This is a genomic window from Salinimicrobium flavum (assembly GCF_042684505.1).
In the GTDB taxonomy this organism is placed as follows: domain Bacteria; phylum Bacteroidota; class Bacteroidia; order Flavobacteriales; family Flavobacteriaceae; genus Salinimicrobium; species Salinimicrobium flavum.
On record NZ_JBHULT010000006.1, the window covers coordinates 250963 to 276954 of the forward strand.

Here is a 25992-nt window from a genome sequence, read left to right on the forward strand (position 1 = left end):
TACTTTTTTCAGTTAAAACGTTCTTTGAAATCGAAATTTACCCTCCGGCATATACCGGAAAGTAAATTTCACCAGGATTTTAAAAACCCTGTGAATTTTATTGTTTAATCCATCCCGAAATCCCGGGATAAAAATCGTTAAGAGTGAACAAAGAGTTAATTATTAGAACCAGTTCCTCTGCTGTCGATTTTGCCTTATTAAAAGATGGAAAACTAGTAGAACTCAACAAGGAAGAAGACGACAGTAACTTCGCCGTAGGTGATATATTTCTTGCCAAGGTAAGAAAGGCTGTCCCCGGATTAAATGCCGGCTTTGTAAATGTGGGCTACACCAAAGATGCATTCTTGCATTATCATGATTTGGGCCCACAGGTACTTTCTTTGCTGAAGTTCATAAAACGTGTAAGCACAGGTAAATTAAAGGACTATTCCCTCAAGGATTTTCCTTTAGAAAAGGATATTGATAAAGACGGCAGCATCGTTGACGTCTTAAAATCAAATCAATCGCTACTGGTACAGGTAGTAAAAGAGCCTATTTCAACCAAAGGCCCAAGGATAAGTTCTGAACTTTCCCTCCCGGGCCGGTATATTGTTCTGGTACCTTTTTCAAACCGGGTTTCTGTTTCTCAAAAAATAGAAAGCAAGGAAGAAAAAGACCGTCTCAAAAGACTGGTTAAAAGTATCAAACCAAAAGGCTTTGGAATTATCGTACGTACCGTAGCAGAAGGCAGAAAAGTAGCAGAACTGGACAACGATCTTCAAAATTTAATGAACCGTTGGACAGGTATGTGCAAAAAACTGTATAAAGCACCGCATCCTTCAAAAGTATTAGGAGAATTAAACAGAGCCTCTTCCATTTTAAGAGATGTGTTTAACGACACCTTTACTTCAATATGTGTTGATGACGAAACTTTATACACCCAATTAAAAGATTATGTGGGCGAGATTGCCCCTAAAAAAGAATCAATTGTGAAACTGTACGACTCCAACATCCCGATTTTCGAAAAGTATGGCGTTGAGAGACAGATCAAAACTACTTTCGGCCGCACCGTATCAATGAATAAAGGAGCTTATCTGGTAATTGAACACACAGAAGCCATGCACGTCATTGACGTCAATAGTGGTAACCGTTCAAACAAATCAAAAAACCAGGAAGACACTGCTCTTGAGGTAAACCTCATTAGTGCCACAGAAATTGCCCGACAGTTGCGTCTTCGCGACATGGGAGGGATAATCGTAGTGGATTTCATCGATATGAACTCGGCTGATAACCGGAAAAAGCTTTATGACCATCTAAGAGATGAGATGAGCGATGACCGGGCTAAACACAAAATTTTGCCTCCCAGCAAGTTTGGATTAGTACAAATCACAAGACAAAGGGTTCGGCCCGAAATGAATATCAAAACAAGAGAAGTAAACCCTAACAAACAGGGGGAAGAAATAGAAGCTCCTATAGTTTTGGTGAACAAGATAACTACCGAACTCGAAAAACTTATCAAAAAAGACTATAAAAAGATCACTTTAAGTACACATCCTTTTATAGCAGCCTTTCTAACCAAAGGTTTTCCATCGCCCCGCTCAAAATGGTTCTTTGACCATAAACGCTGGGTAAAAATAGTGCCTAGAGATGCTTACACGTATCTTGAATATCATTTCCACGACAAAGACGGGGAAATAATTCAATAACATTGGAACGCCTTTCATTAATTTGGGAGGCGTTTTTTTTGTTTGGTATTGAGAAGTATTTGAGTATTGAGATTTTTAAAAGACTTCTGACCGCTTCGTTGCCAGAGTCTGCCAATCAACCTAAGTTTTCATGAGCTATTATTAAATAAAAACGGTGCTGTCTGCTCCCGAAAAATTGTATTTTTAATCCTGCATTTTTAATCTTAAATCTTGAATTCCGACTCGGGAAAATCCTATACCATCAAAGAAGCCACGTTAAAGCTCATGCAGTATTGCGCCTATCGTGATCGTTCCCAAAAGGAAGTGGAGGACAAACTGCTGGAGATGCGTATGATCCCGGAAGCAAGGGAGCTGATCATAATTCAGCTGATGCGGGAGGATTTTTTGAATGAAGAGCGTTTTGCACGGAGTTTTGTTCGTGGAAAGTTCCGTATAAAAAGATGGGGCAGGATAAAAATCAAACAGGAACTCAAGTTTAAGGAGATCTCTTCACCAATCGTTAAGATCGCACTGACGGAAATCGACGAAAAAGAGTACCTGGACACCCTTCACCTCCTGGCACAGAAAAAAATCGAGCTTCTAAAAGAACCTAATAAACTGAAACGCCGGAAGAAGCTAACAGACCACCTGCTTCAAAAAGGTTATGAATCAAACCTGGTTTTCGAGGTCGTCGGTGATCTATTCAACTGATTTCGTTCTTCCTGTGGGTACGGATTATAGCTTGCTCATTTTTCTGATCTATCCACTTCTGACCCTTTATTTTTCGCATATAATTGTCAAAATGCCTCATGACAAAAAGGTTGTACACTGCCTTACCTAAGTTTTTTAAACCTCGTGGTGCAGCGCGCAGGCTCATAGAGAAACCGGGCGTTAAGTAAGTCATTTGGTGCCAGTAGCCTTCAGGCATATACAAAGTATCGCCATGTCCCAGCTCTGTGATCATTCCCTTTGCCTCTCTTAGAGCAGGGAATTTATCGTAGTCAGGGTTGAGGAAATCAATATCTTCCCTGGTTATTAAGGCATGTGGCACCTTGTACAAATACATGGTTTGAGACGGCGGAAACAGTATACAGCATTTTTTCCCGACGAAATGGAAATGGAGAATATTGGCAAGGTCAATATCATAATGCATGAAGACTTTCGAGTTCTCACCCCCAAAGAAGAGCATGGGAACCTCCTTGAATAGTTTCAGGCCAATATCAGGATATTTAAAATCCTTCTGCAAAGCGGGTACTTCCTTCAGCAGATGATAAAGAAAAATACGGTAATTTGTTGGTCCTTTTTTCAAAAGATCAATGTAATCCTTCATTTTCATCCTTTCATGAGGCTCATTGAACTTGTATTTTGCAGAAATAGGCCGATTATCAAACAATGGCACTTCTTTCTCGCCGGCCATTTCTTTTATATGATCAAGTGACCATTTCTCATAGGCCGGCCAGTCCTTGGTAAGATCTTCTATCACTACCGGCCGTTGTGGTCTCACATAGTTTTCAAGAAACTCTTTTTTGGACAGCCTCTTTACCCGTGGGATCTCTGTTAATTGCAGTTCGTCTTTCATTCTTCATCTTCTTTCTTCTCAGAAATAACTTAATTCTTTTGTTTATTCTGCGCCGCCAGGTTGCGTTCTATTTTATGTCCCGGTCTGGACCATTTTGGTTTTTCTCCGAGGTTTTGGAATTTCGAATTCTCTGCCGGCACACTTTCAGGCTGGGATTTTTTCACAAAAGGTTTCTGTGGAATAAGTCCAAGCATTTTGAACATTTCCATATCCTCATTGACGTCAGGGTTGGGAGTAGTCAATAATTTATCTCCCGCAAAAATGGAATTCGCACCTGCGAAAAAGCACATGGCCTGTCCCTCACGGGTCATTTGAGTTCTTCCCGCAGAAAGTCTCACCTGAGTTTCAGGCATTACAATTCGCGTAGTAGCCACCATTCTAACCATATCCCAGATTGGAACCTGCTGCTGTTCTGCCAGCGGTGTACCCTCCACAGGAACAAGCGCATTAATAGGCACAGATTCCGGCTGAGGATTTAATGTTGACAACGCGACCAGCATCCCTGCCCTGTCCTCAATGGTCTCTCCCATTCCAATGATCCCTCCGCTGCAAACCGTAACATTGGTTTTGCGTACATTATCAATGGTCTTTAAACGATCTTCAAATCCACGGGTGGAAATAACTTCTTTATAATATTCTTCAGATGAATCAAGGTTATGGTTATAGGCATATAACCCTGCTTCTGCAAGGCGCTGCGCCTGATTTTCGGTTAACATCCCAAGGGTACAGCAAACTTCCATTTCAAGTTTATTGATCGTTCGTACCATCTCAAGTACATTATCGAACTCTTCACCATCCTTTACGTTTCTCCATGCAGCTCCCATACATACCCTGGAACTTCCTGATTCTTTTGCACGCAGGGCCTGAGCTTTTACCTGTGGAACACTCATGAGATCATTCCCTTCCAGGTCTGTGTGATATCGGGCCGCCTGAGGGCAGTAACCGCAATCTTCAGGACATCCTCCCGTTTTGATGGACAATAAAGTTGATACCTGGACAGTATTAGGATCATGATGTTCCCTGTGTACAGATGCAGCTTCATACATCAGGTCCATGAACGGTTTATTGTAAATTTTCAGTATCTCTTCCTTCGTCCAGTTGTGCTTGATCATAAAAATTGATTTAAATTCAAAAATAAAAGAAAATCTTAGTTATCCCTTAAAGGGCAGTATGTTTTTATAGGTGCTGTTTCTTCGGAAGGCTTACCAGTAATGATACTGCATTCCCTCCAAAGCCTACTGCATTGACTAAAATATTGTGGAGTTTTCCCGGAACACTTCCCGATGAAGCGTAGGGCACCGGAATAAATTCCTGGTACTGAAGCATCATAATTGCCAGTTCAAGGCTTAAAGTACCGGAAGCGCCGAAGGTATGGCCTATTTTCCATTTATTGGAAGTTAGGGCCGGCAAGTCTTCTCCAAAAATTGATCTTATAGCATTAAATTCTGACTGGTCTCCCTTTAGGGTGCCGGGAGCATGCATCACAATGGCATCGATCTCACAGGCAGGCAAAGATCCCAAGACCATTTTCATTGATTTTTGAAATGCGGTTCCATTGGCGGAAATTGAAACGGGGTTTTTAACCCCTTCTGTAGCGTAACCCAATCCGGTGATCATTGCAAGTGCATCAGGGTGGTGACCCTTTTCCAAACAGGCAACGGCTGCCCCCTCACCCAAAACCATGGTATTCTTCTTCTTTTGAAGATCAAGTGCCCTGCAAGGATATTCTCCATCTTCAGAAGCTATGATCTTCATGGCCTGCATTTGAGCCATGGTAAAAGGTGTTAGAGCTGCTTCACTTCCTCCTGCAAGAAATTTCCCTGCCATACCTGCATTTATCCAGGCCACCCCGTTTAAAATAGCATGTAAACCGGTGGAACAGGTAACCGAGTGGGAGATATCAGGACCCGTACTCTGAAGATCCTGCGCCACCCAGGAGGAAATATTTCCTAAAGTTGTAGCGGGTGAGGAAAGGGTCGCTGCTTTTCCATTTTTCAGGAATTCACTGTGGAATTTTTCAAAGAGTCGGGTGGCCCCACGTGAGCTTCCAATATTGATCCCAACATCCTCGCCTTTTTCCCATCCTGCTCTATCCACAGCTATCCTGGCAGCCTTTACAGCATAAAGAACCGAATCATCAACCTTGCTAAGATTACCCCTTGACGACCGAAGCTCTGAGATCTCATTCTTCAGGTCTGGCGAAAGAGAAGCAGCGAAAGCCTCTTTGCCGGCAAAATCGTGAAGTTTAATGTAATGGACGGGGTCTGTATATCTCTGCCAGATCTCCTTAGCAGAAGATCCTAACGGAGAAACAGAAGCCATAGCCGTAACCGAAACCGGATTTTCCAAAAGATCAATTTTTCGGTAAAAATAAGGGCTAAGAAGAGAATTCGTGTGTAAATCTTAATTATTTTCCCGGTAATATAAATTAAGAATAGAATCCAGAGGGGCTTTTCTTCTTAGGCGGGTTCTAATCATTTCCATTGTCTCGTTTGGCACAAATCCCATTAGAGGCTGCGATACCCTTTCAAAAACCTTAAAAGCCCCCTCCAATTGCTCGTCCCATTCCTTGTGGTACTTAAGGAGATCATCGGGATAAACGGTTTTTCTTTCTGTTCCTTCATCCTGTGGTTCAAAAGGTTCTGAAATGTTCAAATATCCATAATCATCTGTTAGCTGCTCCCCGGGTTGTATGTCGCGAACCGCAAGTTCGAAATCATAGGCTGAAGAAAGACAATTAGCCTTGAAACTATGGTTCACATATTTTGCCAGATCCCAGCATAACACGAATTCCCCTTTGTTATTTCTGAAAGAATATTTATCAATAAGATTCTGAGTTTCGGGAAGCATTTTTTCGACTTGTGAAACCGAAAACATTTGGTCAAGCTCATCCTGTACCCACGTAATGGTTCCCCTGGGAATAAATTTTTTCGCCACCACTCCATAGCCAATTTCCTCATTTATAAAACGCAATTCGGTATCAGGATGCATCATGGTTTGCTGGTTTTCAAACTAAAATACAAAATAAGACAATTCCTTTACCGGAAAGAATGTGCCTCTATCTAAAATTTTTCAAGGGCAGATTCAATGCTATTGTACACCTTTTTAAGCTGCTCATCTGTGATCACATAAGGTGCGAGTATGTAGATAGTGTTGCCCAGGGGTCGCAGAAAAACTCCGGCTTCCATGAAATGGGAAAATAACCGGTTTCTAAGGTCTCCATAACGTTCCATTTCAACATCAAGCTCAAAAGCAAGTATGACACCCAATTGTCGCAGATCTCTAACTTTGGGGTGCTTCCTGATCTTTTCTGAAAACTCTTCGTGGGATCTTATAACCCGCTTAAGATCCTGCTGTATCTTTTCAGACCTTAAAAGTTCTATCCCTGCCAGGGCAGCGGTACAGGCAAGAGGATTGGCGGTATAGGTATGACCGTGAAAAAGGCCTTTTGAGATCTCATTTGAATAGAAAGCTTCATAGATCTTTTGAGTGCAGGAAGTTACAGCCATGGGTAGCAGACCGGCGGTAAGCGCTTTAGAAAGGCATATAATATCCGGTTGGGTTTTCAGGTACTGGGAGGCAAAATTCATTCCGGTCTTGCCAAAGCCGGTCATTACTTCATCTGCAATGGTCACAATTTCGTTTTCCTTACAAATTTTAAGGATCTCCTCCAGTCCTTCCGGGTCGTGCATTTTCATGGCAGCCGCACCCTGCACCAGTGGCTCATAGATGAACCCTGCGATCTTATTGGAAACTATAAGATCACGGAGTTTCTGCAGCACTTCTGCATTGTTTGGACCGGTAGGGACCGGAAGTCTAAGAACCTCCAGGAAATGGTCTTTAAAAGCCCCGTTATAGACAGATAAACCAGAAACAGACATCGCGCCAAATGTATCTCCATGAAAACCCTCTTCAAAGGCCAGCAGGACCTTGCGATCATTCCCCAGATTGTGATGGTATTGCAAGGCCATTTTAATACCCACCTCTGTCGCGGTAGAGCCATTATCGCTAAAGAATAGTTTTTCCTGATTCGGGGGCAGGATCTTAATGAGCTCTTCGGAAAGTTTTACTGCAGGCTCATGAGTAAAACCACTGAAGACTACCTGGTCCAGCTCCTGCATCTGCCGGGACACCCTGGAGGTGATCTCTTCGTTACAGTGCCCGTACATAGCCGTATACCAACTAGAGATCCCGTCTATATATTCCTTGCCGTTTTCATCATAAAGAACGGCTTCCTTAGCTCTGACAATTGCCAGCATCTCACCTGCAATTTTGTGCTGGGTAAGGGGATGCCAAAGATGTTTTTGATCACGTTGAGAAAGGCTTTGGATTTCGGTTTTTTCGGGCATTGGGTATGATTTTTCCTGAACATCAGGATCATGTGAGAAATTGTTTAAAAATTCGGGCGTAGTGGGTTATGGTCTCCTTATCAAAAAATGGTTCTTCCTCTATCCTTCCAATCATGGGCACACCGGTCATTTCCTGAATGATACTTTCAGTAGAAGGATTTAAATTTCCGCTGAAAATAATTCCGAAGCAATTAAGACCTCTGTCCCTTAAAGCTTCTATGGTCAACAGAGTATGGTTGATACTGCCCAGGTAATGCCTGGAGACGACAATCACTCTGTACTCAGGTTTTATAAGATCAAGGATAGTTTCTTTCTTATTGAGAGGCACCAGCAGTCCGCCGGCTCCTTCTATCACCAGATCATTATTGGTTTGCGGCTCTACGATCTCCTGTATAACAATCTCCACTTCGTCAAGTTCTGCAGAAGCATGCGGACTCACAGGATTTTTGAGTGCATAGCTATTTGGATGAAAAAATGAGCTCTCATTGGAGATAAGCGATTGCACCTTATGGGTATCTGAATGTTCAAGATCACCGGCCTGGATGGGTTTCCAATAATCGGCTTCCAGAGCCTCAGTAATAATAGCCGAAGCAATTGTCTTACCTACCTCTGTACCTATCCCGGTAATAAAATATCTGTTTTTTGCCATTATTGAAGACTTATCATATTTTTTGCGACCAAAGATAATACGCTTTTAATATCTACCTGGGAATTATAGCTATGGAGGCAGAACCGCAGCCTTTCCTTACCAGCAGGAACTGTAGGTGACAAAATAGGCTTAACGTCAAAACCCGTCCGCTTTAGTTGTGCGGCAAGGTTCTTTACCCGCGCATTACCGGGAATGAGGCAGCATTGAATGGCTGAGGGGCCTGTGATGAAATACTGCTGCAGTTCAAGGTCCTTTACCACCTGCAGGAAGTAATCAATATTGTTTTTAAGTTTTTCCACCTCTTTTTTTCCCTCTGTGTGCAAGTTTCGGCTAACCGCAATGATTGTCGCGACGGAATGTGGCGGTAAAGCCGTGGTATAAATGAAGCTTCGGGAGAAATTCACCAAATATTGCTTCAGATTCTCTGATCCAAGGATGGCTGCACCATGGCTGCCAAGCGCTTTTCCAAAGGTAAGGATACGGGCAAACACCTTATCCTGCAGTTGCATTCCGGCCACTATACCCCTTCCTTCTTCCCCCATAACGCCTGTTGCATGTGCCTCGTCTAAAATGAGAAAAAAACCATACTTTTCTTCCAGATCGATCAGACCTTTGATATCGGGGGAATCCCCGTCCATGGAAAAAACGCTTTCAGTAACCACAAATATTTCACCGTTTCCTGAAGATCCAATGTGTCGTATTAACTTTTTTTCCAGGTCCTCCAGATCGTTGTGAGAGAACTTTATGGAACGTGCATCACTTAACCGTATCCCGTCCCTGATGGACGCATGGGCGTGCTCGTCATAAAGGATCATATCTCCACGCTGCGGAATGCTGGAAAAGAATCCCAGGTTGGCATCATATCCCGAATTAAAGATGAGGGCCGCTTCAGATCTGAAAACCGTGCATATCTCTTTTTCGGCTATTGCAAAAAGATCATGGTTTCCCGAAAGGAGACGCGATCCTGTTGCTCCATTTAACAACTTCCCTGATTCCAGGATTCGGGCGGCTTCTTCTGAAATGTCCCTGCATGATGCAAAACCTAAATAATCATTGGAAGAAAAATCCACAAGACCGGTACTGTCGCATAATTTCCTGACCGCATCCTGCTGCTTCCTCTTCTCAAGACTTTTTTCTAACTTTATTGGAAACTTCTGCATGGAGGTAAAAATATAATTTAATCTATGGAATTACTGGAATTCACCCTGCGTATTGGAGCCGCGCTGCTCGCGGGCCTCTTTATAGGCATAGAACGGGAACTAAGGAACAAAAATGCCGGTTTGAAGACCAATGCACTTGTGGCACTTGGTGCGGCCGTATTTGTTATAATTTCCCTGCATTTTGAAGGAGATAAATACGTAGATACTACAAGGGTCCTGGGACAGGTGGTGACCGGAATTGGATTCATTGGTGCGGGGGTAATACTCCATAGAGGAACAACTGTTAGAGGATTAACCACGGCTGCCACGGTATGGTGTAGTGCAGCCGCAGGTTGCCTGGCCGCAGTAGGACAATTCATGGAACTTATCGTTCTAACGGTGGTAATAGTATTCGTAAATGTATTTTTTGGAGCACTTGACCATTATATTGACAAAAGGCTGCAGCGGGATCCTGAGCACAAAAACGAAGATTAGATCAGTCGGCCGGTTCGGATTTTTCTCCCCCGTCGAGATTACGCGGCTGCCCAATATTTTTTCCGGTTTTACGATACTTACCCTCCAGATCGTCCATTAGGGTTTTTTCCCATAATTTATTCCCTGCAATATATGATGCTCTTCCAATAAGATGGGCACCCACAGGCGCAGTAAGGAATATGAAAAGAATGATCGCCAGTACCCTGGTAGTGGTCGAAAGATCTGAAAAGAAAACCGCCGTTGCCAGCAATATAAGGCCTACACCCAAAGTTGCTGCTTTGGTGGTGACCGCCATTCTCAGATAGGTATCAGGCATTCTTAAAATCCCTACAGCTGCCAGGAGCACGAACAATGCGCCCAGAGTTGCAAGTATGGAAATTGCTATGTTAATCATCATCTTTCTCTTTTTTCTTTTTTCTCTTTTGAATATAGGAAGAATAGGCTACAGTAGCTAAAAATCCTATGAGTCCCACAATAAGGGCAATATCCAGGAAAGTGGGCTGTGCGGTGAGGATGCTGTAAACAGCAATAATTCCAATACCTGAGGTCACCAGAAGATCTACCGCCACGATCCTGTCTGAAATCGTTGGTCCTTTAAAGAACCTAAAGAACATGAGCAGGATAGAGAACGTTAGTACCGGCAGGATTATATAATATAGATAGTCGTATAAGGTCATGAAGTAATTTCAATTATTCGTTTCTCAAACCCATCTTTAATCCCCCTGATAAATTCTTCCTTGTCTTTTATATACATGGAATGTACGTACAGAACCTTTTTATCTTCAGAAATATCCAGGCTAAGGGTTCCGGGAGTAAGAGTGATAAGATTTGCCAGCATAGTGATCTCAGCATCTGATGTGATGTCAAGCGGGATACCTACTATCCCGGGTGTCATATGTAGTTTAGGGGTCGCAACTTCCCATGCGACCTGTATATTGGCTTTCAATAATTCTTTGATAAAATATAAAAAGAAAAGGATGACCTTAGGAACTAACCTGAAATATTTAGCTCGTCTCCTTCCGCGGGTAATAATATATAACAGAAAATAACTCAGGAAAAACCCAAAGATCATATTTGGGAAGGTAAAAGTCCCCGTAAGGGCCACCCAGATAAATGTGAGGATCAAGTTAGCTAAAAATCTGTTTTTCATCTTCCTGTTATTTTATGATCGCTTTAGAACTGCTTCAACGTACTCCTGATTATCCATTAGTTCAAAGGCGATCCGGGAAGCCAACTGCTGAATATTTTCGGCTCCAAACCCAATGTATAAGCTTACAAAAGCCAGCATTACGATTGGCAATATCATTTGCATCTTCTGTACAGGCTTTAGCTTTTTAAAATAAGGAAAATTTCGCAGTTCGGGCAATTTTTCGCCACTCTTCCAAAAAACCTCACCCCATAATTTTACAATCACGAACAGGGTAATGAAACTGGCAAAGAGAATGCTGGCAATAAGAAAATAATTTTCTGTCGCCCAACCTGCACTTATAAGTGATAATTTAGGCCAGAACCCTGACAATGGCGGAATACCCACCAAAGAGAACAAGGGGATCACGAACAGTAAACTCAGTTTCGGGGAATCTGCATAAAGGTCTCCCAGCTTCTTAATATTGTGATTTGCCTTTATCTTATAAATTACCCCGCTTACCATGAAAAGGTTGGTCTTTACAATGATGTCATGGATAAGATAGAAAATAGCCCCGGCAAGAGCAACTTCTGTCATCATTCCAAGACCCGCGATCATATATCCAATATGACATATTACCAGGTACGAAAATATTTTTCTAATGTTATTCTGAACGATAGCACCAATCGCACCACTGAACAAGGTCAAAGCTGCTATCACCAGAAGTACGTTCTCTATTAACCCATCTACTTCGAAAATAAGGGTAAATATCCTTATAAGGGCATACACCCCTACCTTGGTCAACAGCCCACCGAAAATGGAGGACACTGCCGAGGGCGGAGTGTGGTAGGAGGCCGGCAACCAGAAATACAGGGGGAACACAGCAGATTTTATTCCGAAGCCCACAAGGAACAGCAGAGCGTTCACCTGTACCAGCGTCCTGTTCTCTACGGCAGCAACCTTGTCAACAAGATCGGCCATATTAAGGCTCCCGGTGAGTCCGTACAGAACAGCAATCGCTGTAAGGAAAATGATCGAAGCCAGGATATTGAGGGTGAAATATTTAACAGCTCCTTCGAGCTGGGCTTTTTCTCCTCCTATGGTCAATAAAACGAAAGAAGTGATAATGATGATCTCAAACCACACATAAAGGTTAAAGATATCACCGGTGAGAAATGCACCGTACAAGCCCATAAGTAAAAAATGAAAAATAGGGAAAAATCCGAATTTTAAACGGGCAGGGATCACAGATCCCGATGAAAAACTCGAAACTGCAAGACCCGCAATAGACGTTAGCAGCACAAGGGTAGCTGCCAGGGTATCTGCCACAAAACTGATCCCGAAAGGGGGTGCCCAGTTTCCAGACTGTACGGTTTGGGTACCGTTGTCCCAAACGTCCATAAGTAACCAAACAGAGAATCCAAGGCTCAGGGTATTTCCAAGAATACTAATGGTTTTCTGCCAGCCAATCCTGTTCCAGGAGAACATGAGCACAATAGCCAGAAACATTTGAAGAAGTATAGGGTACATTAATAAATGTTCGGTCATGAGAATTCGTCTGTTGCGTTCATTTCATCCAGGTCATCTGTTTTGACAACCTTGTGGGCCCTTTTTACCAGAATAATGGCAAAAGACTGCAGCCCAAAGCTTATAACAATTGCGGTAAGGATCAAGGCCTGAGGAAGCGGATCTGTAAAGGCTTCCACAAAGACTTTAGAGTCTGCCGGAATTATAGGAGGACTTCCTTTAGTGATCCTACCTAGCAGGAATATTAGCAGATTAGCCCCGTTACCCAGTAGAATGATCCCAATGATCAATTTCACCAGGCTGCGCCGTAGGATCATATAAATACCTGCTGCATACAGAGTCCCAATCATTATTGCCAGAAGAATTTCCATAGTTTAGGTTGATTCTGAAATTGTAAATATGATGGTTAATGTTACTCCCAGCACAACGAGATAAACTCCAATATCAAAGAAAAGGGCCGACCCCAGACTTCCTATTACTTCTACGTAATTGGGATACCACAACCCTGTCATAAAGGGTTTTCCCGCAAAGAAAAGTGGAGCCATTCCACTTAAAAAAGCCAGTCCCAATCCTGCAGGCATCAGGAAGCCGGGATGGATCTTGATAAGGTCTTTAGTATTGCCCAGGCCATTAGCAAAAGCATGCAGTACGAAGGCGATAGAAGCGATAAGGCCACCTACAAATCCTCCGCCAGGTAAATAATGGCCCCGTAGCAGGATGAACACCGAAAATACCAGCAACAACGGGAGCATGTAGTTCGAGGCGGTCCTTAGTATTATAGTTTTCATCTGGTTCCTTTTTCTTTTTAATCTTTTAATTCCCTGTCATCCCTCTTAAGCCTTAATTTAAGAAGACTGAATACACCTAAAGCCGCAACCGTAAGTACAGAGATCTCAATCAAAGTATCCACCCCCCTGAAATCTACCAGGATCACATTCACTACATTCTTACCTTTCGCCAGGATGTAGGCATTATCTGCATAAAAATTACTTACCTCCTTGTTGACCGGTTGATGGAGTACCTCAAGGGCGATAAGGGTTATCAACAAACCAAAAGAAAGGGAAAGAATGCCGTCAATGACCTTCATCTTGTAATCTGAAATAGATAAATATTTTGGAAGACTCGAAAGCACCAGTACAAACAGAATAACAGTGAGGGTATCAATAGAAAACTGGGTCATTGCAAGATCTGGTGCACTGTAGATCACGAACATCAAACAAATCGCATAGCCTACAACCCCCATTGCCACCACAGCTGTTAAACGTGAACGTGCCCCTACCACAAAGAGTACCGAAAGGAACATTATTCCCATTATGATCATTTCATAGTAGGTCATTCTTGAAAATGACGAAAGATCTAATGGAAAACCACTTTTCCCGGAGAACAGTGAATAACCTACCAATACCACCAGGAACAGGACAATGGTCGAAACATAGTTTCTTAAAAAACCGTTCTGGAAGATCCTTGTCCACATGTTTGAGAAATGCCAAACTCCCGAACCAAATTTCAACGCGAGATTTTTAGGTGCAATACCTTCGAATCTTTCAGCTTTTGACTCTCTTTCTTCGGAAGGTTTTAGGAAGAAATAGAGGGCAATACCCAATGCCAGCGTTATCGCGCTCAAGGCCAGTACAAGATTAAAGCCGTGCCATAACTTTAAATAGACTTCCTGCCCGTTCATGCCCACGGAATCCAGGACGGGACGCACCAGCGGAGCATCTATAAAAGCCGGATAAATCCCTATGAGAATACCCAGAACAGCAAGGATCACCGGCGGCATCCACATAAGAAAACTGGGTAATTGTACCTGGGAATAGTCTTCCGGTAATTTTCCTGTAAAGGGTTTAATTCCGGCCAGAAATCCTGCATACAGCAACAAGACATTAGTAGCAATGGCAAGAATAGTAAGAACTATTGACCAGTCCCCCATCCCAAGAGTTGATTCATAAACGAGATCCTTCCCCACAAAACCTATTGTAGGGGGCATTCCTGCACTGGAGATGGCTGCAAGAAAACCAGCAATCGCAACAGGGAGCATCACCTTCCGCAGTCCTGAAAGGAGAGTAACATTCCGGGTACCTGTTTCGTGGTCTATAATACCGGTTATCAGGAAAAGGGTTGCTTTATAAAGGGCATGTACTAATATATAAACAGCAGCGGCGGTAAGGGCATATTGGGTACCTAAACCAATGAGAAACACCAGGAGTCCCAGCACGGAAATAGTAGAGTAGGCCAGGATCCCTTTAAGATCTGTCCTGAACAAAGTATGTACTGCCGCATAGAACATAGTGATCCCTCCAATAATTATTAGAGTGGTATTCCAGAATGTTTGATCTCCCAGAACCGGAGTAAATCGTAATAAAAGATAAATTCCGGCTTTCACCATAGTTGCAGAATGCAGGTAGGTAGAAACAGGAGTGGGTGCTTTCATCGCACCCGGCAGCCAGAAATGGAAAGGAAATTGGGCAGATTTTGTGAAAGCTGCCCCAAAAATGAACAATACGATCCATATATAATATTCGCTTCCCACGAGAACATCGCTCATACCTACCATTTCAGAAATGCTGTAAGTACCGGCAACACTTCCCAGCAGCAGTGACCCCGCCAGTAATAAGAAACCACCGGAACCTGTAATGGCAAGAGCGAGTATGGCAGACTTTCTTGATGCCTTACTGGTGTTGTTGAACCCAATTAGAAAAAAAGAACTTATACTCGTTAACTCCCAGAATACGAACATCGAAAGCAGGTTGTCACTTAAGACCAGACCTAACATGGCACCCATGAACATTCCCAGGTAGCCGTAAAACCGGTCGAGATATTCATGTCCTTTCAGGTAGGCTGCGGTATAGGCAAAAACCAGAAATCCTATCCCGGTGATCAACAGAGCGAACAAAAGGGATAACCCGTCAAGGGTGAAATTGAGGTTGAGACCAAAGGAAGGTACCCATTCGTAGCTACGGGTAATCACATTTCCTTCAGAAATTTGACCTATAAAGGATAAAAAATAGATGAATAATCCAAGAGGAACAACGGCAGAAAGTATCGCAAGTTTACCTTTTATAAATTTCCCAACGAAGACCAATAGGAGAGAAAAGATAAATCCTGAAAGTATAGCTGCCAGCATAGGGAACTTCAAAAATTCGGTTAAATGCAAATATAGCAGGAAAAAATGAGGTTTTAAACTCACCCTTTGTTTTTAGCAATCAGCTTTATTTATTCTTATATAGAGAATAAAACGATTTATTTGGTGCTAAAGAATTTAACTAAAATAATAGAAGCTACTCAAGTCTTGTCCTGCTGCAGAAGAGAATTTATCGGGTTTTTCCAGATATAAACCTTAAAGCGAAATTTCTTTCGGAAGATGGACAGGCTTGTTATATTTTTCTATTTTACCGGCCTAAAATTATTTAAAATGCGAATCCTGTTTATTTTGCTTCTAGTCCCTTTTTTAGGTTTCAGTCAAATCAATACCTACAATATCTCATTTGAGGATGCGGTACATCACGAGGCGAACATCCGGGTTACTTTTCCTGATCTGGACTCCGATAAGCTTAGTGTCAGGATGAGCCGTACTTCCCCCGGTCGCTATGCCTTGCATGAATTTGCGAAGAATGTTTACGGGGTGACGGCCACCAGCGGCAAGGGAGATACCCTGGAGATCAGCAGGCCCGATCCCTATTCGTGGGAAATCGCAGGTCATGATGGCACGGTTAACCTTGAATATACCCTTTTCGCAAATCGGGCTGACGGCACATATTCGCAAATCGATGAATCGCATGCCCATCTCAATATTCCGGCTACTTTTATGTATGCTGAAACTCTACAGGATCGTCCGGTAGAGGTCACTTTTGATACCAGACAATTTCCTAAATGGCGAGTAGCCACCCAGCTGAAACATGAGCATGGTAACACCTATTCGGCACCAAATCTATATTACTTCATGGACAGTCCTACAGAGGTGAGCGACCATGAGCTAAGGGAATTTGAACTGGACGGGCAAACCATAAATTTTTCATTACATGGTCCCACTACAAAAGAGGAATTTGACGAGTATTTCGAAAAGGTAAAAAGTATTGTAGGACAGCAAAAAGCTGTTTACGGGGAACTTCCAAAATTTGATTTTGGAGAATATATTTTCATAGCCTGTTATCTTCCTCATGCTTCCGGAGACGGAATGGAACACCGCAACAGTACAATCCTCACCAGCAGCAGGCCGCTCGGTGAAGGCGGAATGGAAAGAAATATAGGAACAGTTGCCCATGAATTCTTTCACGCCTGGAATGTAGAACGCATTCGTCCGCAGGACCTGAAGCCTTTTGATTTTACTGAAGCCAATATGAGCGGATTACTTTGGTTTGCTGAAGGCTTTACCAGCTACTACACGCCCCTCACCCTCGTACGCGGCGGGATCATCACTTCTGAAGCTTATGCAGAAGGTCTTAACGGCACTTTTAACTATGTGTGGAACTCTCCCGGCCGCGAATATTTCAACCCTATAGAAATGAGCTACCAGGCACCTTTTGTAGATGCCGCCACATCGGTAGATCCGGTTAACCGGGAAAACACCTTTATATCCTATTATTCCTACGGAAGCATGCTGGGACTGGCTCTCGATTTACAGCTGCGTCAAAAAGGGCAAAATCTGGATGATTTCATGAAGCTAATATGGAAGGAATACGGAAAACAGGAAAAGCCATATACACTGCAAAGCCTTGATTCAAGCCTTGCACAATATGCAGGAAAGGATTTTGCCAGGGAGTATTTTTCCAAATATATCTATGACAGCAAAATGCCAGATTATGAAGGGCTTTTCAAAACGGTAGGTATAAAAATAGAAAGAACCTCTGAAAATCCTTTTTTTGGAGCCACAGTTCGTAAGACTGAAGAAGGATTTGTTATCACCGGAAATCCCCGGAAGAACACTCCTGCTTATAAAGCCAGACTAGCTGAGGGCGACAAGATAATTTCAGTAAATGGGACCAATTTAGATTCTGATGACTCCTGGGAAGATGAATTTGCGAAGCATAAAGCAGGTGACATCCTGAATTTGGAGATCGAACGCTTTGGGAAAAACATGAAAAGATCTGTAAAGCTGGAGAAAGATCCGGCTTATACCATTTCTATTGATGATAATGCCGGGAAAAAGGCTGTGAAGGCGAGAAAAGAATGGTTGGAAGCAAAATAGGTTCAAGGTTCAAAATTAAACAAATTATTGTTTATCGATAATTTGCCTATATTTGGTATTGAAAAACGATAACAAATGAAACAACCGGTTCTTTTAAAAACTATTCTGGATATCTGCTTTATACTTCTTGCCCTGACATTTTTTAGTGCTCTTGTTATTTTTATAATCACACTTAGTCATGGAGAGAGTCTTTATCCTATTACCATAAATGGAAATATACTTACGGAAATTACTCCCCCTACTATATTCCTCATTTCAGCAGAATTAGTAATTGGAGGATTGATATTATATACGGTTTATATTCTGAGGAAACTGATAAGGAACTTTTTAAAAGGAAAATTATACACCAGTTTCCAGATCACGACTTTAAATCTGGTGGGACAACTCATTATACTCATTACCCTTGCCAAAGGATTCATTGATTTTTTAGGAAAAATTCTGTTTGAATCGAGAGTGGGAGTTGATTTAGGTATGGAATTATCCTTTGGTTCATTTTGGTTTATTCTGGCAATTGGCTTATTCTTTATTTATCTCAGCAAGATCTTCAGGAATGCAAAAGATTTAAAAGAAGAAAACGAATTAACCGTTTAGCTATGCCCATCATTATCAATCTGGATGTAATACTGGCTCGAAAAGAAATGAAGAGTACAGAACTCGCTGAGAAGGTAGGGATCACCACGGCAAATCTTTCCATCCTTAAAACAGGAAAAGCTAAAGCTGTACGGTTTTCAACCCTGGAGGCAATTTGTCGGGAACTGGATTGTCAACCGGGGGATATTCTTAAATATCAGAAAGAACAGGTCTAGGGGCCTCCTTGTTATTAATCCAAGAACTGGTCTGTTAACTTCGTCCACAAAAAAACCTGTTGCTTTCACAACAGGCTTTCAGTATAAATATTTTGTTCAGCTTAATCGGCCAGAACGATGACTTTATTGTCCTTCATTTCTACTACTCCGCCGGCAACAGGAAGGATGAGGATCTTACTGTCGGTCGCATCTCTTTTGAATTCCGTAGAAAGATCATCAGCACTTACGGCATGAGAATGTGTAAAAACTTTGATCTCTCCTTTTGTAAGTACCGAAACAATGGGAGCGTGATTGTTCAACATCTGAAACTGTCCCTGGATTCCCGGTACACTTACAGAATCTACTTCTGCACTTAGCAGAACGGCTTCCGGAGTAACTATTTCTAAATACATATGTTTAGTATTGAGTATTAAGTAATGAGTATTGAGTAGTTAGTTTAGAAAATCTCAATACTAACTACTCAGTACTCAATACTATTTTTAAGCTTCAGCTAACATTTTCTCACCGGCTTCGATAGCTTCTTCAATGGTACCTTTAAGGTTGAAGGCAGCTTCCGGAAGGTGATCCAACTCTCCATCCATGATCATGTTGAATCCTTTGATGGTTTCTTTAATATCAACCAACACTCCTTTAAGTCCTGTAAACTGTTCGGCTACATGGAAAGGCTGAGAAAGGAAACGTTGTACACGTCTTGCACGTGATACAGCCAGTTTATCTTCTTCGGAAAGTTCTTCCATACCAAGGATGGCGATAATATCCTGAAGTTCTTTATATCTCTGTAGTAACTCTTTTACTCTTTGCGCACAGTTATAGTGATCATCACCAAGAATATCGGCAGTAAGGATCCTGGAAGTTGAATCAAGAGGATCTACCGCAGGATAAATACCAAGCTCGGCGATCTTACGTGAAAGTACGGTTGTAGCATCAAGGTGGGCGAAAGTTGTCGCAGGCGCCGGATCTGTCAAGTCATCTGCAGGTACGTAAACCGCCTGTACAGATGTAATAGATCCATTCTTGGTAGAAGTAATACGCTCCTGCATCGCACCCATCTCTGTTGCCAAAGTTGGCTGGTAACCTACCGCAGATGGCATACGTCCAAGAAGTGCTGACACCTCAGAACCTGCCTGGGTGAATCGGAAGATATTATCTACGAAGAAAAGTACATCTTTCCCCTGGCCTTCACCTGCTCCGTCACGGAAATATTCAGCAATGGTAAGACCTGATAGCGCAACACGGGCACGTGCTCCGGGAGGTTCGTTCATCTGCCCGAATACGAAAGTAGCTTTAGAGTCTCTTAAAGCAGCTTTATCCACTTTTTGAAGATCCCATCCGCCTTCTTCCATAGAATGCATAAAATCGTCTCCGTATTTTATAATACCAGATTCAAGCATCTCTCTCAAAAGGTCATTTCCTTCACGGGTTCTTTCCCCTACTCCTGCGAATACAGAAAGACCACCGTGACCTTTTGCAATGTTGTTGATCAATTCCTGGATCAATACGGTTTTACCAACCCCTGCACCTCCAAAAAGGCCAATTTTACCTCCTTTTGCGTAAGGCTCAATAAGGTCAATTACCTTGATCCCGGTAAATAATACTTCTGTAGATACAGATAAATCTTCAAATTTTGGTGCATCCCGGTGAATGGGCAATCCGTCTTCGTTGGCTTTAGGTAAATTCCCAAGACCGTCAATAGCATCCCCAATAACGTTGAATAATCGACCGTACACGTCTTTTCCAATTGGCATTTGAATAGGTGCTCCTGTAGCAACTACTTCCACCCCTCTGCTCAGACCATCGGTTGAATCCATGGAAACGGTTCTTACCGTATCTTCTCCAATGTGAGACTGAACCTCAAGAACCAATATAGATCCATCCTGTCTGGTAATCTCCAAAGAATCAAAGATTCTCGGTAATTCAGCATTCTCTGTGTTAAACGCTACGTCAACCACAGGGCCGATAACTTGTGCAACTTTACCTGTATTTTTAGACATTATCTAATCCTTTAATGTTTTGATTTTATAAATACTTAAAAAAGAACCATTAACAGCTTTAAAATTTCTTCTGAAAGCCATTCGCTTTTTCAGGCTGCAAAGATAGTTTTTTTGTAATAAAAGCCTATAAGAGAATCAACAACTTTTTTACCTTTTCAAAAAAGCGGGATCTAAAATGACATTTTAGAGTCTCCTGTAAAAAGAAACAACCCAAAGCCGTATGACTTTGGGTTGTTATATTAATGTGTTTATAAATTTATTCTACCGTTACAGATTTTGCAAGGTTCCTTGGCTGGTCCACATTCTTTCCAAGCATTACTGCAATATGATAGGATAGCAACTGTAAAGGTATAGTGGTCACCAGGGGAGTTAGCGCTTCGATCGTATCGGGCACCTCTATTACGAAATCTGCAAGATCACGTACACTGGTGTCTCCTTCGGTCACAATCCCGATTATTTTCCCTTGTCTGGACTTTATTTCCTGAATGTTACTAACCACCTTCTCGTAATGCCCTTTTCGGGTGGCGATAACAACAACCGGCATTTCTTCATCGATCAAAGCGATAGGTCCGTGCTTCATTTCGGCAGCAGGATAACCTTCCGCATGAATATAAGAGATTTCCTTTAACTTCAATGCTCCTTCCAGAGCTACCGGGAAATTAAAACCTCTTCCCAGGTAAAGGCAGTTTCTTACATCCTTATATTTGAAAGCTATTTTTTTAATGTGCTCGTTTGAATTTAAAGCTATTTCGATTTTGCCAGGGATGGTTTCCAGTTCACGCAAATGCATGTGAAAATCTGTATTTGAAATACTTCCTTTGGCTTTGGCCAGCTTTAGAGCAATAAGTGTAAGGACCGTGATCTGGGTGGTGAATGCTTTTGTAGAAGCCACTCCAATCTCAGGACCTGCATGGGTATAAGCCCCTGCATTGGTCTCTCTTGAAATAGAAGAACCTACCACGTTACACACTCCAAACACGAAAGCTCCTTTTTCTTTTGCCAGTTTTATAGCTGCCATAGTATCGGCAGTTTCCCCACTTTGGGAAATTGCGATTACCACATCATCTGAATTGATGATAGGATTCCTGTACCTGAATTCTGAAGCATATTCCACCTCCACCGGAATTCGTGCAAGGTCCTCAAAGATATATTCAGCGACCAGTCCGGCATGCCAGGAAGTTCCGCAGGCAACAATAACAATTCGTTTTGCGTTTAGAAAACGCTCCAGGTTGTCATCAACTCCTGCCATTCTTATTATTCCGTCATCAACCAGTAAACGTCCTCTGTAAGTATCGGTAATAGCGCTTGGCTGTTCGTAGATCTCCTTCAGCATAAAATGGTCAAATCCATTCTTTTCGATCTGGTCCAGATTAAGCTGCAATTCCTGTATATAAGGATCAACCAGGGAGTCATCCTTGATCTTTCTTACCTTAACACCTTTTTCCCGTCTTACCACAGCCATCTCTCCATCTTCAAGATAGATCGCATTATTGGTGAATTCAATGAAAGGAGAAGCATCTGAAGCAATGAAATATTCTTCTTTACCCACACCTATAGCCAGAGGACTACCAAGTCTCGCAACCACGATCTCATTCGGTTTATTCTTGTCAAACACCGCGATCGCATATGCACCTACAGTTTGATTCAGAGCGATCTGTACCGCTTTTCCAAGTTTAACCTTTTCCTTCTTAATAACATCTTCAATAAGGTTTACCAGAACCTCGGTATCTGTATCTGATGTAAAGGTATAACCCCTGCTGGTAAGCTCTTTTTTAAGGGTTTCATAATTCTCAATGATCCCGTTGTGAATGATCACAAGGTTTCCTGAATTGGAAACATGAGGGTGTGAGTTCACATCATTTGGCACCCCGTGGGTAGCCCACCTGGTGTGCCCAAGTCCCAGGGTACCGGAAGTATCTATTTCATTTTCAAGTCTTGCCTGAAGGTCTGCAACCTTTCCTTTTGTCTTCGATATCTTAAGTTCTTTATCTTCATCGTTAAACAATGCGATTCCAGCACTGTCATAACCCCTGTACTCTAACCTTTTCAGGCCCTTCAAAACTATAGGATAAGCTTCCCTATAGCCAATGTATCCAACAATTCCACACATAGCTTAATTCTTTGGTTCTGTATAATAAATCTTTAACTTCAGTCGCTTTTCCTCATCCTCTGCTTCAGGGCCGTAGAGCACGGTAGCTTCCGGTGTGATCACCGAATTGGAAGGTACACGTGTTACTTCTGCCTCTCCATTACCGGATTGAAGTACCGCTGAATTAGTAACTAAATTAACGTTCTGGGAAACCACCAGTCCCAGGCGGACGTTGGTGGAATCTTTATTCAAAATATTGTTTATATGATCGGTCACCCTTATCTTATAACTTACCCCTCTGCCGTCTTCGGTTCTGGTAAGCGGTGCCAGGTGACGGTTGTTTGAAGTTGATGTCATCTCATTCACCTGCCCCGGCATATCAAGCCTATAATCTTTCAGGAAGACATTATTATTAATGTCATAAATATAAAGCCTCTCAGGCTCAGCTAAATTAGCAGTATGGTCACGGTTCACAAAGAACTCCAGGTTGGCCTCATTTATAAGCCAGTTGTTTTCCCTCAATGCCTCTAACTCATCAGAAACACCATCACCATCAGAATCGGGACCGCTAAAAAGATCTATGATAGCCATTGATCCCTCTCCTCCTTTTAAGAAAAGATTTTCTTCATTACTGAAATCGGGAACGTCCTGTTCAAAAGTATTGACTTTTGCCGGGCCCAATGGGAGCCTGTACTGACTTTGAACCTCAACCAATTCTTCTGTATCCTCATCTTCATCCTCATCACCAACATCAGGTTTTTTTGAGGTGTAGTAAAGGGTGATCCCTGCCCCTTCGTTAAAGTTAAGCAACATCATTACTCCATCATCACCCACCTGTTCGGCGTTGATGTAAATACTTCTGAAATAATTCCTGAAATTATTTACACTGGATAGTTCCGCAGACCCTGCTTTATCCAAAATTTTTGTCTGAAAAAATTGCTTAGAGAGCTGAATTTTCAATGCCGGGGGAAGATTCAAAGTATCTGCCTCTCCTTCAGCATTAGTTATATATTCAACAATCCCCTCAGAAGAGGGTAAAAAACTGTTGTTTTCGTATAACACACCGGAAGTAAGATTATTCTGGATCTGGTCTCCCAGATTTGAATAATATTTCTGGGCCTGCTGAAAATTGGTTTCAGGATCAAAAGCGTTCAGGAAAAAAATAGTCTCCTGTATGCTCAGCTTTATGGGAGAATTCCCATAAATGGAATCCAGAGCGTAAACAGTAGTTTCATTATCCTCGGTTTCCACTTCTCTTGAAAAATAAGGAATGCGTAACACCACACTGTCCAGAACCGGCTCAGTACCAAAATCCGGATCAGGTAAAGACAATGATACCTGAGAAAGGATATTCGCTGTTTGCTTTCCAAAAACGGGATCATTAAATACACCTAACAGGTTTGCAGGTAAGTTATTGGTTTGCACCGGCGGCAATTTATAGGTAGTGGCAGAGACCTCTGCTTCATCATACAGGTCTGCATTAAAACCCGGTTCCCCAATTACGCTGCCTCCAATGGTCTCAAAATCATCTTCGCATGCTAAAAAAGAAAAAACAACAGCAATAACTGTTGTTATCTTCAACATAGTGTTCTTTATATTCATTCGGTTATTTTCTTGAATTATCTGATTAAGCCAGGACTTTATTGGTGTAAAACTCCTGGTATGCCTGAGAAAATTCCTCGCGGTTCTTGTACTCAAGTACAGGTTTTTCCAATTTTGATAGATATTTTTTAAGATCATCTGGAATATTGTCACCCGCAATAATAACCGCATCAGAATTATCAATAGCGGTTTTCATGAGGTTTACGTAGGTAGGCTTTTTAATATGTTTAACCTGTTCATCTTCCAGGCCGTCAAACAATACTTTTTTATACATGTCCTTGTCTAACGTACCATCGAAGTCCTGATTGTATACAGAGGTCACTATTTTTGCAGAACTGAACAAAGGTTCATTTCCGTAGTAATTCCGCAGATACAATGGCAGCAATGAAGAAAGCCAGCCATTCACATGAATAATATCAGGTGCCCAGTTCAACTTCTTCACGGTCTCGATTACCCCTTTGGCAAAAAATATTGCCCTTTCATCATTATCGGGAAACAGATTCCCTTCTTCATCAGTAAGGGTTGCCTTACGCTTAAAGTAATCTTCATTATCTATAAAATAAACCTGCATCCTTTCCTTCGGAATAGAGGCCACTTTAATAATGAGCGGCATGTCCAGGTCATTGATGACCAGATTCATTCCAGAAAGCCTTATCACCTCATGAAGCTGATGTCTTCTCTCATTAATGTTACCGAAGCGAGGCATGAAAATACGAATCTGCCCTCCCTGGTTATTAACCATTCTGGGAGCTTCGAACGACATTGACGAGATTTCAGTTTCGGGTAAATAGGGTATAACTTCAGATGATACGTACAATATCCTCTTATCTTTCATAGGATCACTTTAAACTGTTGCGAATAAAAACCACGCAAAATTACAAAATTTTATGCAGATTGCCAGTATTATATTAAGTTTGCACGCTGTTAATTTTACAATAAGATGCAGATTTTAAAGGAGAAGCAGTCTCTAAAAAAGCAGATAAGGGCTTATAAACAACAGGGACTCACAGTGGGATTCGTTCCCACTATGGGGGCGCTTCACGAAGGCCATATCTCCCTGATAAAAAAGGCGTTATCTGCCTGTGACAAGGTAGTGGTAAGCATCTTTGTAAATCCAACTCAATTCGATAATCCCTCAGACCTGGAAAAGTATCCCAGAACCCTGGAAAAGGATGTGGCGCGTATAATGGAGGTAAGTGATAAGGTACTCATTTTCTCTCCTGCTGCCAATGAGATCTACGGAAATAACATCGTTTCAGAAAACTTCTCCTTCGACGGACTCGAACATGAGATGGAAGGTAAATTCCGTACCGGGCATTTTGACGGGGTAGGAACCATAGTGAAGAAGCTCTTTGAAATGGTTGAGCCTCATAAAGCTTACTTTGGAGAAAAAGATTACCAGCAACTGCAAATAATCAAAAAACTCGTGGAGAAACTTCAACTTCCTGTGGAAGTAGTGGGTTGTCCCATTGACAGGGAAATATCAGGACTGGCCCGTAGTTCCCGGAATGAAAGGTTAAGCAGTGAGCAACGACAGAATGCAGCGTTGATCTATAGGATCCTGCAACAGGTTCAAAATGATTTTGGCATAAAAAGTGCATCAGAGATCGCAACCTGGGTACATAACGAATTCAGGAACAACCCTGCGCTGGAACTGGAGTACTTTGAAATCGCCAATGCAGATGATCTCAAGACAGCTACAGACAAAAAGGAGGGGCAGAAATACAGGGCTTTTATTGCCGCATATTCCGGTGATATTAGGTTAATTGATAACATAGCTTTAAATTGAGC

26 protein-coding genes are annotated in these 25992 nt (G+C 42.2%); 7 read left to right on the forward strand and 19 right to left on the reverse strand.

Annotation, left to right across the window (positions count from 1 at the left end; all coding sequences use genetic code 11):
* Positions 1-143: 143 nt before the first annotated feature.
* Together ACFSTG_RS04470 and ACFSTG_RS04475 are read left to right on the forward strand one after the other, a co-directional pair.
* Positions 144-1685, forward strand: coding sequence for an Rne/Rng family ribonuclease (locus ACFSTG_RS04470; protein ID WP_380748875.1), 1542 nt, complete (start codon positions 144-146; stop codon positions 1683-1685).
* Positions 1686-1895: 210 nt separating this feature from the next.
* Positions 1896-2375 carry a regulatory protein RecX gene (locus ACFSTG_RS04475; protein WP_380748877.1) on the forward strand — a complete coding sequence of 160 codons (480 nt, stop codon included), beginning with the start codon at positions 1896-1898 and terminating at the stop codon, positions 2373-2375.
* Here ACFSTG_RS04475 and ACFSTG_RS04480 read toward each other — a convergent pair.
* The 7 genes from ACFSTG_RS04480 to ACFSTG_RS04510 all read right to left on the reverse strand — a co-directional run bounded on the left by ACFSTG_RS04480 (position 2368) and on the right by ACFSTG_RS04510 (position 9401).
* Positions 2368-3243 carry a cupin-like domain-containing protein gene (locus ACFSTG_RS04480; protein ID WP_380748879.1) on the reverse strand — a complete coding sequence of 292 codons (876 nt, stop codon included), beginning with the start codon at positions 3241-3243 and terminating at the stop codon, positions 2368-2370. The genes ACFSTG_RS04475 and ACFSTG_RS04480 overlap by 8 nt on opposite strands.
* Before the next feature lie 29 nt (positions 3244-3272).
* Positions 3273-4355, reverse strand: a complete 1083-nt coding sequence (gene bioB, locus ACFSTG_RS04485; RefSeq protein WP_380748881.1) for a biotin synthase BioB — start codon at positions 4353-4355, stop codon at positions 3273-3275.
* A 64-nt stretch (positions 4356-4419) separates the two neighbouring features.
* Positions 4420-5592: a beta-ketoacyl synthase N-terminal-like domain-containing protein gene (locus ACFSTG_RS04490; protein WP_380748883.1), complete on the reverse strand. Its 1173-nt coding sequence runs from the start codon at positions 5590-5592 to the stop codon at positions 4420-4422.
* 54 nt (positions 5593-5646) lie between these two features.
* Positions 5647-6237, reverse strand: coding sequence for an SET domain-containing protein (locus tag ACFSTG_RS04495; protein WP_380748885.1), 591 nt, complete (start codon positions 6235-6237; stop codon positions 5647-5649).
* A 68-nt stretch (positions 6238-6305) separates the two neighbouring features.
* A complete protein-coding gene (gene bioA, locus ACFSTG_RS04500) occupies positions 6306-7592 on the reverse strand; it encodes an adenosylmethionine--8-amino-7-oxononanoate transaminase (RefSeq protein ID WP_380748887.1) in 1287 nt (428 codons plus the stop codon).
* Between the two features lie 28 nt (positions 7593-7620).
* Complete coding sequence (gene bioD, locus ACFSTG_RS04505; protein ID WP_380748889.1) at positions 7621-8241, reverse strand: dethiobiotin synthase; 621 nt, start codon at positions 8239-8241, stop codon at positions 7621-7623.
* Entirely contained in the window at positions 8241-9401 is a 1161-nt protein-coding gene (locus ACFSTG_RS04510) for an aminotransferase class I/II-fold pyridoxal phosphate-dependent enzyme (RefSeq protein WP_380748891.1), read from the reverse strand. Before ACFSTG_RS04510 ends, bioD begins: the two co-directional genes overlap by 1 nt.
* A gap of 24 nt (positions 9402-9425) precedes the next feature.
* Between ACFSTG_RS04510 and ACFSTG_RS04515 the strand changes: the two genes are divergently transcribed.
* Entirely contained in the window at positions 9426-9875 is a 450-nt protein-coding gene (locus ACFSTG_RS04515) for an MgtC/SapB family protein (protein WP_380748893.1), read from the forward strand.
* A 1-nt stretch (position 9876) separates the two neighbouring features.
* Here ACFSTG_RS04515 and mnhG read toward each other — a convergent pair whose 3' ends face one another.
* Genes mnhG through ACFSTG_RS04550 form a run of 7 tightly spaced genes read right to left on the reverse strand, consistent with a single transcriptional unit; the run spans position 9877 to position 15652 of the window.
* Positions 9877-10272 (reverse strand): monovalent cation/H(+) antiporter subunit G, encoded by a 396-nt coding sequence (gene mnhG / locus ACFSTG_RS04520; RefSeq protein ID WP_380748895.1) that lies wholly within the window; start codon positions 10270-10272, stop codon positions 9877-9879.
* On the reverse strand, positions 10262-10552 hold the full coding sequence (locus ACFSTG_RS04525) for a monovalent cation/H+ antiporter complex subunit F (protein WP_380748897.1): 291 nt from the start codon (positions 10550-10552) through the stop codon (positions 10262-10264). Before ACFSTG_RS04525 ends, mnhG begins: the two co-directional genes overlap by 11 nt.
* Positions 10549-11025, reverse strand: coding sequence for a Na+/H+ antiporter subunit E (locus tag ACFSTG_RS04530; RefSeq protein WP_380748898.1), 477 nt, complete (start codon positions 11023-11025; stop codon positions 10549-10551). Before ACFSTG_RS04530 ends, ACFSTG_RS04525 begins: the two co-directional genes overlap by 4 nt.
* Positions 11026-11037: 12 nt before the next feature.
* The gene (locus ACFSTG_RS04535; RefSeq protein WP_380748900.1) at positions 11038-12549 is read right to left on the reverse strand and encodes a proton-conducting transporter transmembrane domain-containing protein; all 1512 of its coding nucleotides are present in this window, start codon (positions 12547-12549) and stop codon (positions 11038-11040) included.
* Positions 12546-12899, reverse strand: coding sequence for a Na+/H+ antiporter subunit C (locus ACFSTG_RS04540; protein ID WP_380748901.1), 354 nt, complete (start codon positions 12897-12899; stop codon positions 12546-12548). The genes ACFSTG_RS04535 and ACFSTG_RS04540 overlap by 4 nt, the downstream gene beginning before the upstream one ends.
* A 3-nt stretch (positions 12900-12902) precedes the next feature.
* A complete protein-coding gene (locus ACFSTG_RS04545; RefSeq protein WP_380748902.1) occupies positions 12903-13316 on the reverse strand; it encodes a Na+/H+ antiporter subunit B in 414 nt (137 codons plus the stop codon).
* A 17-nt stretch (positions 13317-13333) separates the two neighbouring features.
* Positions 13334-15652 (reverse strand): putative monovalent cation/H+ antiporter subunit A, encoded by a 2319-nt coding sequence (locus ACFSTG_RS04550; RefSeq protein WP_380750795.1) that lies wholly within the window; start codon positions 15650-15652, stop codon positions 13334-13336.
* A gap of 288 nt (positions 15653-15940) precedes the next feature.
* Here ACFSTG_RS04550 and ACFSTG_RS04555 point away from each other — a divergent pair, with 288 nt between their 5' ends.
* The 3 genes from ACFSTG_RS04555 (at position 15941) to ACFSTG_RS04565 (ending at position 18519) form a co-directional block, all read left to right on the forward strand.
* A complete protein-coding gene (locus ACFSTG_RS04555; protein WP_380748903.1) occupies positions 15941-17713 on the forward strand; it encodes a M61 family metallopeptidase in 1773 nt (590 codons plus the stop codon).
* Positions 17714-17788: 75 nt separating this feature from the next.
* Positions 17789-18304 (forward strand): DUF2975 domain-containing protein, encoded by a 516-nt coding sequence (locus tag ACFSTG_RS04560; protein ID WP_380748905.1) that lies wholly within the window; start codon positions 17789-17791, stop codon positions 18302-18304.
* Between the two features lie 2 nt (positions 18305-18306).
* Positions 18307-18519: a helix-turn-helix domain-containing protein gene (locus tag ACFSTG_RS04565; protein WP_380748906.1), complete on the forward strand. Its 213-nt coding sequence runs from the start codon at positions 18307-18309 to the stop codon at positions 18517-18519.
* A gap of 101 nt (positions 18520-18620) precedes the next feature.
* On the opposite strand, the gene ACFSTG_RS04570 is transcribed toward ACFSTG_RS04565, so the two are convergent.
* The 5 genes from ACFSTG_RS04570 to ACFSTG_RS04590 form a co-directional block, all read right to left on the reverse strand.
* Complete coding sequence (locus ACFSTG_RS04570; RefSeq protein WP_380748908.1) at positions 18621-18911, reverse strand: FoF1 ATP synthase subunit delta/epsilon; 291 nt, start codon at positions 18909-18911, stop codon at positions 18621-18623.
* Positions 18912-18998: 87 nt separating this feature from the next.
* Positions 18999-20510, reverse strand: coding sequence for a F0F1 ATP synthase subunit beta (gene atpD / locus ACFSTG_RS04575; RefSeq protein WP_380748910.1), 1512 nt, complete (start codon positions 20508-20510; stop codon positions 18999-19001).
* Positions 20511-20766: 256 nt separating this feature from the next.
* Positions 20767-22620 carry a glutamine--fructose-6-phosphate transaminase (isomerizing) gene (gene glmS, locus ACFSTG_RS04580; RefSeq protein WP_380748912.1) on the reverse strand — a complete coding sequence of 618 codons (1854 nt, stop codon included), beginning with the start codon at positions 22618-22620 and terminating at the stop codon, positions 20767-20769.
* Positions 22621-22623: 3 nt separating this feature from the next.
* Positions 22624-24201 carry a DUF4270 domain-containing protein gene (locus tag ACFSTG_RS04585; RefSeq protein ID WP_380748914.1) on the reverse strand — a complete coding sequence of 526 codons (1578 nt, stop codon included), beginning with the start codon at positions 24199-24201 and terminating at the stop codon, positions 22624-22626.
* Positions 24202-24226: 25 nt separating this feature from the next.
* Positions 24227-25036, reverse strand: a complete 810-nt coding sequence (locus ACFSTG_RS04590) for a glycogen/starch synthase (RefSeq protein ID WP_380748916.1) — start codon at positions 25034-25036, stop codon at positions 24227-24229.
* Between the two features lie 105 nt (positions 25037-25141).
* On the opposite strand from ACFSTG_RS04590, the gene panC reads away from it, so the two are divergent.
* A complete protein-coding gene (panC, locus tag ACFSTG_RS04595; protein ID WP_380748918.1) occupies positions 25142-25990 on the forward strand; it encodes a pantoate--beta-alanine ligase in 849 nt (282 codons plus the stop codon).
* The last annotated feature ends 2 nt before the right edge of the window (positions 25991-25992 follow it).